The organism is Paraburkholderia sp. BR14320, from assembly GCF_040948665.1.
In the GTDB taxonomy this organism is placed as follows: domain Bacteria; phylum Pseudomonadota; class Gammaproteobacteria; order Burkholderiales; family Burkholderiaceae; genus Paraburkholderia; species Paraburkholderia youngii.
In genome coordinates this window covers 1-12,545 of the sequence record NZ_JBFPKG010000002.1, presented here as the reverse complement: position 1 = coordinate 12,545, position 12,545 = coordinate 1, and the positions used below count along the sequence as shown (strand labels likewise).

At 64.5% G+C, this 12,545-nt stretch carries 8 protein-coding genes; 3 read left to right on the top strand and 5 right to left on the bottom strand.

All coding sequences use genetic code 11. The annotated features are described in order from the left end of the window. The first annotated feature begins 23 nt into the window (after positions 1 to 23). The 3 genes from AB3X89_RS02695 (at position 24) to AB3X89_RS02685 (ending at position 3,186) form a co-directional block, all read left to right on the top strand. The gene (locus AB3X89_RS02695; RefSeq protein ID WP_368581708.1) at positions 24 to 1,778 is read left to right on the top strand and encodes a murein transglycosylase A; all 1,755 of its coding nucleotides are present in this window, start codon (positions 24 to 26) and stop codon (positions 1,776 to 1,778) included. 145 nt (positions 1,779 to 1,923) lie between these two features. Beyond that, the gene (locus AB3X89_RS02690; RefSeq protein WP_368581707.1) at positions 1,924 to 2,508 is read left to right on the top strand and encodes a transglycosylase SLT domain-containing protein; all 585 of its coding nucleotides are present in this window, start codon (positions 1,924 to 1,926) and stop codon (positions 2,506 to 2,508) included. Positions 2,509 to 2,592: 84 nt separating this feature from the next. Beyond that, positions 2,593 to 3,186: a ParB-like protein gene (locus tag AB3X89_RS02685; protein WP_368581706.1), complete on the top strand. Its 594-nt coding sequence runs from the start codon at positions 2,593 to 2,595 to the stop codon at positions 3,184 to 3,186. Between the two features lie 14 nt (positions 3,187 to 3,200). Here the strand turns inward: AB3X89_RS02685 and tssJ are convergent, their stop codons facing one another. The 5 genes from tssJ to AB3X89_RS02660 are packed head-to-tail and all read right to left on the bottom strand — an operon-like array spanning position 3,201 to position 12,413. Further along, positions 3,201 to 3,722: a type VI secretion system lipoprotein TssJ gene (tssJ, locus tag AB3X89_RS02680; protein WP_368581705.1), complete on the bottom strand. Its 522-nt coding sequence runs from the start codon at positions 3,720 to 3,722 to the stop codon at positions 3,201 to 3,203. Positions 3,723 to 3,748: 26 nt separating this feature from the next. Further along, positions 3,749 to 6,391: a type VI secretion system baseplate subunit TssF gene (gene tssF, locus AB3X89_RS02675; RefSeq protein WP_368581704.1), complete on the bottom strand. Its 2,643-nt coding sequence runs from the start codon at positions 6,389 to 6,391 to the stop codon at positions 3,749 to 3,751. A 14-nt stretch (positions 6,392 to 6,405) separates the two neighbouring features. Beyond that, positions 6,406 to 7,992 (bottom strand): type VI secretion system protein TssA, encoded by a 1,587-nt coding sequence (gene tssA / locus AB3X89_RS02670; protein ID WP_368581703.1) that lies wholly within the window; start codon positions 7,990 to 7,992, stop codon positions 6,406 to 6,408. Then, positions 7,993 to 11,577, bottom strand: coding sequence for an ImcF-related family protein (locus AB3X89_RS02665; RefSeq protein ID WP_368581702.1), 3,585 nt, complete (start codon positions 11,575 to 11,577; stop codon positions 7,993 to 7,995). Beyond that, on the bottom strand, positions 11,574 to 12,413 hold the full coding sequence (locus AB3X89_RS02660; protein ID WP_368581701.1) for a hypothetical protein: 840 nt from the start codon (positions 12,411 to 12,413) through the stop codon (positions 11,574 to 11,576). The genes AB3X89_RS02665 and AB3X89_RS02660 overlap by 4 nt, the downstream gene beginning before the upstream one ends. Positions 12,414 to 12,545: the final 132 nt, after the last annotated feature.

Genomic DNA, 12,545 nt, shown 5'->3' with positions numbered 1-12,545 from the left:
GCGATGGTTCGCAAGGAGGCCGCATGCAAAGGGCTCAGCTTCTCCTGCTTGCGCTGACAGCCACGCTCGCGGCTTGCGCGGGCAACACGCCCGCGACCAGCGTGATCCTGGGGGACGCGAGCCATGCAGGGGCATCGCCGGTCGAGCAGGTTGCGCCAACGGCGCAGGCATCGCGAACCGCGCCGCCAACCGTACCAGCTGCTACGCCCGCTCCCGCAACGACACAAGCGACGGCACCGGGCACCTCCACCGGCTCCGATAACCCGCGACCGAGGACCGAGTCGAGCGGCGGCTTCGCGACGCGCCACGCCTACTACGAGCCGACCGCTTTCGCCGATCTCCCCGGCTGGGATACGGACGACGTCACCGCGTCGTGGGAAGCGTTTCGCCGCAGTTGCACCGTGCTCGGCGCGCGCAGCGGCTGGTCGGAGCCGTGCAATGCTGCGCGAGCTGTGGACGTTGGCAACGTCGCGGCGATCCGGCGTTTCTTCGAAACGTATTTCAACGCGTACCAGATCCGCAATCCCGACCGTTCGCTCGACGGCACGATGACCGGCTACTACGAGCCGCTGCTCAACGGCAGCCAGCAGTACGGCGGCGCCTACCTTTATCCGGTCTACGGCACGCCGGCCGACATGCTCTACCTCGATGCGCGGCGCTTGCCGGACCGCGCGCGCGGCGGCGTGAGCGCGGCGCGCATCGATGGACGTAACGTGATCCCGCTCAGCGATGCAACGACTGGCGACCTCAAGGGCGTCTACGCGCTGGACCTGCGCGATAGCGTGCCGGATATCCGCGACAAGAAGATCCGCCTGCGGCTCGACGGCGGGCGCATCGTGCCGTACTACACCCGCGCCGAGATCGAGCGCGGCGCACTGAAGGCGCCGATCCTCGCGTATGTCGACGACCCGGTGATGCTGTACTCGATGCAGCTGCAAGGTGCGGGCAAGGTCCGCATGAGCGACGGCTCGATTCGCCGCTTCGCCTATGCGGAACAGAACGGCCGACCGTTCCTGCCGCCGCTCGCGCGCAACGGCAACGCGACGGCCGGCGCGCGCAAGCTCGTCGTGCGTGGCATGGAGATGGAGGTCGACGTCAGCGACGACCGCGCGGCCGCCGCGAGCAACAACGGCAACGCAACGGCTGCCGACGGCGACGACGAACCGACCTCACCGTTGCTGCGCGGTTTCACACTGGCGACGACCACGCCAGCGAATGCAGGCGCGATCAGGCCGGCGGTCTCGGGCTCCACTGGCGGGCACGCTGCCGGCAATGCGGCTGGAGCCGGAACCAATGCACAAACGTCCAATGCGCCGAAACCTCACCCTGTGTTCGCGATTTCCGATCCGAGCTATGTGTTCTTTCGTGCGATTCCCGATTCGCCGAACGGTCCGCTGGGCGCGCTGGGCGTGCCGCTGTCGGCGGGCCGCTCGGTGGCCGTCGATCCGCGCACCACGCCGCTCGGCGCGCCGGTATTCGTGTCCACGCGTGACGATCCTCAGGCACCCGGTGCGATCAACCGCCTGATGCTCGCGCAGGACTCGGGCGGCGCGATTCAGGGCGCCGTCAGAGCGGACTATTTCTACGGCTTCGGTCGAACCGCGCAGACCCAGGCGAGCCACACCAAAGAGCGGCTGCGCATGTGGGTGCTGCTGCCCAAAGGCTTGCGCATCGCCGCGCAGCAGACATCGTTGAAAACGCGCGGCGGTGCGCCTGCCCCATCCGATGCGGATTGTCTGGTCAGCGATCCGGTGCTGTGTGTGGACGATGCGCCGTAGGCATCCTCGACGGTGCGCGCGGCGCTAGGACTCCCTCCAGATCTTCAGGATCTTTACACCATTTTTACGCGCACTACTGATCTTTTTTGAAGACTTCGACGATATCGTCTCTACAGTGCTTGCATCCGGGCTCATCCCTGATCATATGCACGCACCAAACCATGCCGTTGCCAAAGCACGTTGGAGATACACATTATTGCGGCTTGCTTTAATGACGACGGCCCTCGCACTTTGCAGTCTGTTGCACTACGCCAAGGCGCAAACATCCGGTGGCCGCGAGGCGACGGAGGCTCATCCCGTGTCGAGTCCCGACGACATCGTCGCCGCGCTGCGCGCGCAATTTCGCCTATCGACTGCCGATTCGTTGAAGATTGCACAAGCCGTCCTCACCGAAGCGGACCGCTATGCGATGTCGCCTGTTCTGCTGTTGTCGGTGATGGCTGTCGAATCCGGCTTCGACCCGCGTGCGGTGAGCGCGGCCGGTGCCCGCGGACTGATGCAGATATTGCCCGCCGCCCATCCGCAGGCATTCGCCAGTGTCGAGGAACTCGACGATCCCATCGTCAATATCCGCATCGGCTCGTCGATATTGCGCGATTACCTCGATGCCTCTGGGGGCGACGTCAACGCCGCGCTGTGGCGGTACAGCGGGGGCGGAAAGGGCTATGCGCGCCGCGTGGTCGTCCGTATGCAGCGTTTTGCTCTATTGCTGCGTACGCAAAAGGAATAACGGCCCGCGCTTCGGTCGTCAACCGCTCGCCTTCGGGGCATGAAATATGCGTAGACCGTCGTGCATCCGTATTGGGAGACCGGCATGGACACGCGGCAAATCGAAGAACTGCGTCCGACGCAGATGACCCACGGCGCGCGCGAGGTGCGGGAAAAAGCGCGCCAATACCGATCGCTGAGCGGCCATGACCTGCAAATGGCCATAGCCGAAAAGCCGATACCGATCGTCTGCGGACCGAAAGGCATACCGTTCGCGATCGATCATCACCATGTGGCGGCGGCGCTGTGGCAGGTTGGCGTGCGCTCGGTTCCGGTCGTGCTGGTGCGGGATCTTTCCTCGTACACGTGGGCGTCGTTCTGGCTCAGCATGGAAAACGAACGATGGACCTTTCCGTATGATGCGCAAGGGGTGCGCCGGCCTTTCTCCGACCTGGCGCAGCACGTCTGGGAACTGAAAGACGACGAATATCGAAGCCTCGCGGCAGCGGTCCGCGATGCCGGCGGCTATGAAAAAACCAATGTCCCGCTGGAAGAATTTCGCTGGGCCGACTTCTTCCGCGCGATGTTGCCGCGGCCCGATAGCGACGAAAAGTTCTCGGCTTTGCTCAAGGAAGCCTTGAAGCTGGCAAAGAGCGACTTGGCATTGGGACTGCCGGGCTATCTCGGTCGAAAGGATTGAGCCGGTGGCTCAACTCAATCGTGAGCCACACTGCCCGCCGTCACCAGAAACTGATCCATCAACGAGATCTTCAACGGCTTATTCGCGTCGAGCTTCTTCTTCGCGATCACATACTTCCAGCCATCCCCGTCGCCGGGGTTGCGATAGAACGCGACGACCGCCACATAGTTCGTATCGGCGTGCATCGGTTGCGACAGGCTCGCCGACGCCCCCGGATTCAGCACCGATGCCATGCTAGCCTGCAAATCCTGGGCGAGCAGCGTGCGGTCGTTCTTTAGAAGATCCTCGTACGACGCGCCATCGAACACCTTGCGGTCCTTCAACTGATACACGCGCACCGCGACCGATGTCGCGCGACCGGCGTCGTCGGGGTTCAGCGCTTCGCGCGCGGACAGATCGACGTCGAGCACCTTGATCTGCTTGAAAAACACCGCATGATACGCGCTCGACGACGCGTCCGACACGGCTTGCCATGCGCCGCACGCCGACAGCAGCGCAACGGCCGCAACGGCGGAAACGGTAGAACGAAGATTCATCAATAGTCCTTTGGGCGCGTCGTTCATCACGCGGATCGAGTCAGGTACGGATTGGCCGCGGGCTTCGGAAACGCTTGATAAACCCCGAGCGCGACGTTGATCAGGCGTTTGCTCATGGCGGGCAGCACGGTGGTCCAGCCGAGGCGCGGCGCGGGTCCGGCCGATTCCCCGTGGATCGCGGGCAGCGGTGCGACGCGCGACGACATTTCCATATGCAGATGCACGTCGGCCTTCACCCCGACATACAACTGCACGAACGCCATCAACTCGCGATGCAGCCACGCACCCGGCAACAGATCGTGCGCCTGGGCGGCATCGGCCGGCCGCAACGTCACGCGCACCGCCCGGCTGCGATACGCAAGCCGCTTGCCGAGCACATAGCCGCCGCCGAGGCCGCGGCGCGCGCCGTTGTCGTTGGTCGCACCAGCACGAACGGCCAACGCCGTCAGCGGTTGCGGCTTGCCGACGCGCGCGCGCGCGGGAAAGAACTCATCCACCCGTACATCGACGCCCGGTACCGCGAGCGCGATTACGCCCGCGAGCCCTTCGGGCGTGCGCGTACGCTGGATCAACAGGCCGAGCAACGCGAGCATCCGCGAATCGGGCAAGCCTGCACGTTGAGGCTTGTCGCCCCAGCCGAAGCCGGCGAGGCACAGCAGATTGCGCGAATGCGCATCGCTGCCGCCCGCGCGAAAACTCTCCGGATAGCGGTACTTCTTCCACGCGCGATACAGCAGCGTGACGAAACGGTGATTGAACTGATCGAGAAAGGCTTCGACCACTTCGTGCCCTTCTTCGCGAAGCACGATCTCATCGATCATGTGCGACGGCATCGCCGCGTCGACGCCGTAGAGTCCCATGAAGGTCGTGCGAACCGTCGGCCGCGTGTAAGCGACGAAGGAGTCCGGATCATCGTCGAATTCGACCGCGGCGATCTCGCCCGCCGGAAAACCGGTGCGCGCGCGTGGCCGGAAGCGTACCGGTTCGTGCGCCGCGGTATCGCGCGTGCCGAAGCCTGCATGCTGCGGAACCCGCAATTCGAGCAGCCGGCACAGCTGCATGAAGTTCATCCGCGGCGCGCGCGCGAGGAGCGCGCCGACGAGCGGGTCGAGATTCGGCGGTTCGTTGTGCGCCTCGAAAGCGTTCGCGTATGCACTCATAACGGAGCCCGTTGCGCCTTGCTGCGCGGCCAATCGGTAGAAATTCGGCGCGAGATGCGATAGCACACGCCACTGGAAGCGGTCGCCGGTCGGCGGATAGAGCGGCAGCGTCGGCGTGACGAGATTGTTCACGCCGGAGAGGTTCGGCGTGCTCGTCACCAACTCGGCGATGCTCGCTTCGCGCAGGCCCTTGCGTGGCAGCATGCCGTTCGTGCCGGTTACGCGCAGCGACAGGCTTTCCTCGGGCAGCGTATGCATCGTCTCCCAGGCGTGACCGCCGAGCACGACCCACGTCTCATGCAGACCCGCGACGCCGGGCCGCACGCGCGCGTGGAAGTAGCGCTCGGGCGCCTCGTGCCGCAGCATGCCGCCACGATGCCGGAACGTCGCGAACGGCACGTACTCGTAGCGCTCGGCGGTGTCATGATCGAACGCCTCGATCGCATCGACCGAATAGGTCTCGACGTGCTCGCCCTGATGACCAGCGGGCAACACGCGGTATTCGGTTTCGTGATGATCGATCTCGATCGGCTCGGCATCGAGTTCGAACAGGTTGATCACCGGCGTGCAGAAAAGCCGCACGTTTTCCGCGCTGAATCGCTGCTCGGACGGATACGCGCGCTTCAGAACGATCTCCAGTTCGAAGCGCGTCGAGTTGTCCGGCAGCTTCGTCACGTCGAGTCCGCACAGATCGACGAACAGGAATTTCTCGCGAAACGTGAAGTATTCGAGCAGCAACTGGTATCCGGAAAACGCCGCGTCGGCCTTTGGCCACAGCCGCTCGTCGGCAGAGAAACCGGCCGGCTCGATCGTCACGTTGGCGAGCGGCAGCGCTTCGCCATCGCGCACTTCCGGAATGCGCCAGTGGATCGCCTCGACCTCGCGCGTAAGCGCCAGATGCATTGCGAACGCGGTCGGCAGATCGGCATTCAGATACAGCCGCACGCGCGACAGGTCCGTTTCCTTGCGACGCGCGGACTGATCGAGCTCGAAGCCGAGCCGGACGATCGAGCGGCCGTCGTGGCGCACAGTGGGCCCCGCGTGCGTGATCGATAGCGGCTGCAGCGTGACCGGCTGCGTGGTCCGGTACAGACATTGCACGGTCTTCGGCGTCGCGCCCTCGGCGCCTGCCGCGTTCGGCACCGCGATCGGCGCCGAGCGCACCGGCACGCCGGCCGGCACCAGCTCGGTTCGCTGCAGCTTCTCCGCGAGCGGCAACAGCTCGACGATCGACAGCGACGGAATCATCCGCAGATAGTGCGGCCACAGCAGACTCACGAGGCCTTCGGTCAACTCGGGCAATTCATCGTCGAGCTTCTGCTGAAGACGGCCGGTCAGAAACGCAAAACCTTCGTGCAAGCGCTCGACGTAGGGATCGCGATCGCCGACGCGATCGAGATTCAGCATGCGCGCGCGGTCGGGATGCGCGCTCGCGAATTCCTTGCCTGCCTCGCGCAGGTAGCGCATTTCGGCTTCGTAGTAGCGCAGGATGGGGTCATCGTGTTCCATGCTTGGTGTTCTTGTCAGAAGGTCAACGCCCGCGCCGGGTCTAGCACGGTCAACTCGGCTTGCAGTTCGCCGATGCGGCGCGCGAGCGCGGGTTTGTCGGCGTCCTTACGGTTGCTCAGCGCCTTCAGCGTTCGCAGCAACTGCTGCTTCACCTCGAACACGAGCGCGGGTTCCCAGCGCGTGAGCGGCAGCGACCGTGCGCTCGTGTCCAGTTCGGTGAACAGTGCGAGCGCGGTGTCCGCGCGACCCGCGTGATCGGCGAGGCGCGCCATCACTAGCCGCCGCAGATAGCGATGACGGTCTGTCTTGAGGCCCGGCAACGCGTCGAGCCAGGCGAATGCCGCCCCGATGCCGTCCTGTTCCGCGAGGTCGCGCGCCTGTGCTTCGATCTCGGGCCAGTCGCCGGTCCCTTCGTCGTCGCTGCCGGCCGCTACCGGCAGCGGCGCAATACTCTCGCCCGCCTCCAGATTGCGCACCACCGCGTGGCGCGCGATCCATTCGAGGGATACGTCGTCGGCGAACGGCGTGCCGTCGTTGAACGCCAGGCGCTCGATGCCAGGCAAGCGTTCGAGAAACAGCGCGAAATCCCCGCGCAACTGGTCACGCCATGCGCTGTACGGCGCGCCGACGTGATCGAGTGCGACATGCTGGAAATACTGCAGATCGAACCACAGGTGATTGACGCCCTCCAGGAATGCGCCCTCGACGCGTTCGAGCAGCTCATGCCACTGCTTTTGCAGCACGAGCCGCTTCATCTGCTGACGCAGCTCGCCACGCGGCGGCATCAGACGTGTGCGTGATGCCGCATCGACGGGCGGCACTTCGTGCAGCGTGTCCCAGCGAACGGTGCGGACCAGCCGCACAGACGATAGGTAACCGTTCTCCTGGTCGCGTAGCCACAGCGCCATTGAGCGGGCCTGGTCGAGCAGGTCGCGCGTCGATGCGATCGATACGTTTGGGCTGCCTGCAAAAGCTCGGCCCGACGCGACGGGTGACGTTGCCGGATCGAGCTCATTACCACGCGACGCTGCGTCGTTCTGCTCGAAGCGCGCGATCAGCGCGGCGAGATTCGGCTGAGCGGCGCCGCTCCACGTGGCCGTACGCGTGACGAGCAGATCCAGCGCGGCGATCGCGCGTTCGAGGTCGGCCGTCGCGAACTCGCCGCGACGCTCCAGCAGTTCGATGACGCGTGTGGTGGCAAGCATGTCGAGCGCGCCCTTCTTCGCCTCGGCGCGCGCGGGGAGCACATTCTCGCCGAAGCGCTCGACGAGCGACGCCGCTAGTTCGAGCCCATCCGCGAAGCCGGAAGGACCGTCCGCGCGCAGACGTGCAACCGCGTAGTAACCGGCGAGACGCAGATCCTTGCCGGTCTCCTTCAGCAACTGCTCGCACGAGCGGACGACCAGGCTGTCGTCGATACCGGAGAGTTTTTGCGTTTCCTCGCGCAACTCGAAGAACAGGTCTTCATAGCCCGGGTCGCGGCCGCAGCCGTGCTCGCCGGGCAGCGGCTGAAGCCATGCGCTCCACGCATCGAGACGCGCGCGTACGCGTTGTTCTTCGTCGCGCGACGGGAACAGCGTCTTCAACAAACTCGACAGCATTTATTCAACCTCCGGCAGCGAACCTTGCGGCAGGCCCACGGCCGCGTGCTTCGCCGCGTTGAGCGCCGCGGGCGGCAATGGCGGCGGCAGGTTCGCCTCGGATAGCTTCGGCGCGCTCTTTGGGTTGCCGGTCACGAAGATTCGAGCGGGGAGCTTGAAGTGACGCAGCGAGAGCACTTCGAGCGGGCCCGAGCGAGCCTCGCTGCGCAGCTGTACGCGCAATGGGATGCCCTCGCTCTGGTCGGGCTGCCACGACAGCACATAGCGCGCGGCGTCCTGTTGCGACACCTGAGCGCGTTCGAGTAGACGGATCAGGCCAAAGCGGCCTTGAGCGTCGAGTGCCGAGCGCAAGCCGCCGTGCTCGGTCTGCCATTCGATATGCGACAGGTTTTCGAGCGAATCGCCGGGCCACAGGAATGGCGTCCACTCTTCCTTCTGGTTGAAGTAATGCAGTTCGCGGCTCGACAGCACGAAACGCATGTCGGTGACGCCCGGCGTCGGCACCGCGCGCAATTCGTAGCGCACGTGAGCGTCGCCGGACGGGAACAGCACCGTCGACGCGCGGGTCATTTCGTTCAGTCCGTCGAGGAACGCCGGATCGAGCGTCAATGCGCGGCCGTTTCTCGTGCCCTGCGCGGCGATCCAGCGATCGCCCTGCCGTTCGACCACACCCGCCAGTTGTGTTGTGACGAACTGCGTAATCACGCCGTTGTCGGGGCGCATGAAGCGCGCCATTTCCGGCAGCGATGCGTCATTGTCGGAGTCCGCGAACGGATAACGGCCGCCGAACGCGCCGTCCCAGTCAGCCACGATCGCCGTGCGCCAGAACTCGTTGAGGCTCGCCGCGGCTGGCTGCATCAGTACCTGCCACGTTTGATCGAGCGGCGCCTGGAACAGCCCGCCGAAGCCGGCCCACCGCTCGCCGAGACTCGCGGCAACGCGGCTTGCGTAATCGCGGCTGTCGGCGATGTCCGAGGTCTTGCCCTGCAGCACCGCCTGCGCGGCGATACGCGCCATCGCGTCGGTGTCGGGACTCGACACGATCTGCTCGATCTTCAGACGCATCGCGGTCACGCGTTCGAGATAGCGCGCGACGCTGAGATCGCCGGTCGCGGCCAGTTGCGCGGCGGACTTCGCGTTCTCCCTCGTGACGCCGGACGCTAGATCGCTTCCGGCAAGCCGCAGGATCGGCCCGAACGCGACTGCGAGCGGTGCAAGCGGCGGCTGCGTTTGCTTCGACGGATTTTTTTGGTCTGCGCCGACCAGTTGCTGCGCTTTGCTGACCAGCGTGTCCGACAGCGATTGCGTGCGCGCGCCAGTGCCCGCCTGATAGACGATCGCGTTCATCAGCGTCACGAGCGGCGAGCGCTGTGGGTCGCCGAGCAGCGTTAGCTGATCGGCGGTGGCGGACAGCGACGGTGCCGATTGCCAACGCAGGCTGTTCAGGAACCGCCACCATGCGCGCGCGTAGTCGTCGAAATAGCGCTGACGCAGCTCGGCTTTCAGCGACGACGGCGGCTCGGTTTTGTTTTCGACGTCCGACAGCACCCAGTCGCCCGTGACCTTGCTCTGCTCGCTCGCGTCGTCGATCGCTTTTGCGATGCGCTCCTCCCACGCGGCGCGCGTGAAGACGCCGGGGACCGTGGCCGTGGTGCCGAATAAACCGCGGCTCGATGCGTCGCCGAGCAGCGTCGCGAGCGGCACGGACGGGTATTTGGCTTTGGCGTCGTCGAGGATCTGCTGATAGACCGCGTCGGTCGAGTTCTGGATGCCACGCACGCCGATGATCGTTTGGCGCGTCGCCGAGATCAGACCGCTGTCGGCGACGATCGCGAGCGACGAGCCGCTCGTCGAGGCACGCTGGCCTAGATGATTCGCGAAGAAGGCGATGGTGTGCTGACGCAGGTCCTCCCATGCGCCGGCCGACAGCGGCGAATTGGCGGGACGCGCGGGTGCGGACGTCGCGGCGAGCTGCGGTGCGAGGAAGGCCGCGATCGCGCGTTGGGGCCTGGCGAGCATCATGTAGGTCTGCAGCGTGTCGTAGGCGGCCTGCACCTCGCCACTGCCGCCGCTTGCAATCTCGGCGTCGGTCAGTGACGCAAGCCGATGCAGCCGCGCCTCCAGCTTCTCGCGGATCGGGCCGACGAGAATGCGGCCGGCGGCGTTTTCATAGCTGGGCCATAGGGCGTCGAGCAACGCGGCGTCACGGTTCAGGCCGAAGCGTGCGAGGCGTGGGGCGCCGTCACGCTGGTGAGATTCGAGCGTGTCGATCTGCCTGTCGAGTGTGTCGAGCGTTTGCATCGATCGGCTTGGGTCGGGTGCTTCCGCGAGCTTCGTTAGCGTATCGGCGGCGGTGTGGATCGTTGTGCGGTTCGTGAAACCCGAGATCATCGTGCCGGTGATCCATAGCGCGATCGCCGCGGAGGCCGTCCACGCGACGGTGGTCGATAGCGAGAAGCCGATGCGGTGACCGTGGAGCTTGCGACTGTGGTCGGCGATGGTTTGCCAGAGCGTGCGGTTTGGGGGGGTGATGCGTTCCGCTTCGAGGTATTCGTCTGCGTTGTCTTTGTCGTCGTCAGGGGTCGCGGGCGGGGCTAGTTCGCGCTCCTTGAAGAGCGGCGCGAACAGAAGGCCGTGGACGGTCTGGCGCCAGTACCTCGAATGCGCAGTCTGCGCGACCAGTCCCGACAACGCGCTGGAATGCCTTTCGATATGTTGCGACAACTCCGCCGGATAGCGATCGTGTTTGTCGTCGGCGAGGCGAAGGACGCCGGCGTCCGCGAGGCGGCGCGTGAGGTTTTGTAGCGAGTCGTCGATGTGGGCCGCATGCACTCGGGCGTTCGACCACGTTAGGCCGATCGCTTCGTCGTCGCCCTTCGGTTCGGTGCTGAAGTCCGTTACGTTGAGCAGATAGGCAGGCGCAGACCAGCGCAGTGCACGCGCGTGGCACGCGAGGCGTTGGGCGAGCGCGTCGGCGTCGAAGGGGGAGTTGGCTGAGCTGCGGTTGCGGGTTATCGCGACGATTGCGTCGATCGGCCGGCGGCGGCGCAGGCGGCGGATTTGGGTGAGCCAGGTGGAATCGAGGGTCGTGCTGGTTTGAGCTGCGTAGAGCAGGACTGTGTTGCCGGTGATGGCGTAGCCGGTTTCGGCGAGGCCGGGAGCGAGGCGTTTTACCAGGGGGAGGTCGCCGGTTAGCAGGAGCCAGCGGTCGCGGTAGCGCCAGTGGCGGCCGTGGAGGGCGCGGAGCGCTTCGCGCAACGCAACAATATTTTCCGGTGCAGTGAAATGCGCTAATGCCGGGTCTTCGCTCGCGCCTCGTGCTCGCTTATTTTTCGAATCGTAGCGGGCGAACCACTGCGTCGCGCGCATCGATGCGATCCAGAGCACGACGGCCTCGAAGTACTTCACGAGCATCAGCGCGATGAGCATGCCCGAGAGCAGGCACAATTCGATAATAATTCGTGTCTCTTGCGTCCATCCGTGCGCCGGACCTTCTAGCCAGACAGTCAGACCCAGCGCAACGAATAGAATGCAAATGCCGATGCCGATAAAAAGGGCTACGGGTTCAGACTTGTGCTCACTCATGCTTGTTTTCTGCACACCAGCGCGATCAGGTCGCGGTTTTCCTGCGTAAGAACGAGTTGGGGATCGCCGGTTCGCGCGGCGAATTCTGCTGCGAGTGCGGTGGCTAACCATCCCCCCGCCTCTCCGCAATCCCCAACGGTGGTTCTCAAGTCAATCCGGGATTTGTTTCCGTCGATTTGGGACGATGACCTGATTGCGACCTCCATATCCGGTGAAATTCCGTGACTCCAGAGAGCGCCAACATTCGCCGACGTGGCTTTTCCCCAACGCATCGCGTTTTCGAGCGTCTCGCCTATGGAATTGGCCCGACCACGTGCGGGGCGATGTAACAGCAGCGCACTGGACTCCGGCTTCTTCTCAGCGATGATTGGATGTCCCAACAGTAATGCGACGCCCGCCTCAGCATCACCGTCCTGCAAGCGCTCGCTTACAGCTTCGCGCAATTGAACCGCGACCAGCAGATGAATGACACCTGGCCTCATGCTGTCGAGTAGCGCATCCGTACGGAACACCGAGGACGGCTCTGTCGACGGTTTTGCGATCATTCGCAAACCCGGGAACTTGCCGATGACAAGTTTCTCGAGTCTGTCGGAAACGTCGATGGTCTCGAGGGCGCAGTACGAAACTGCTTCAAAATGAAGCGTTGTGCCCGCAGAAAGAGCTGCGAACTGCGGCGACAGATCTTCGATCAACTCGGCCAGAAGCCAGTTGCAGACCACACGATGGCGGGAATATTCCGTGAGTTCGTTTCCGGAATGGACCTCCTGATTCGGGATTTCTATCCAGCGTGCGTCAACATCTGCATTCGGCTTGGCTCCGCTTGTCCGAGTTTTCAACCTAACAGGTTGCTGAAGTACCGCTGAAACACGTCATCGCGCAGAGTTCGTGAAGCGTTGATAGATGAACCACCACTTGCCCACTGGAGATCATGCGCGGCGCCGACACGTTCACCGAGAGTTTGTTTTCCG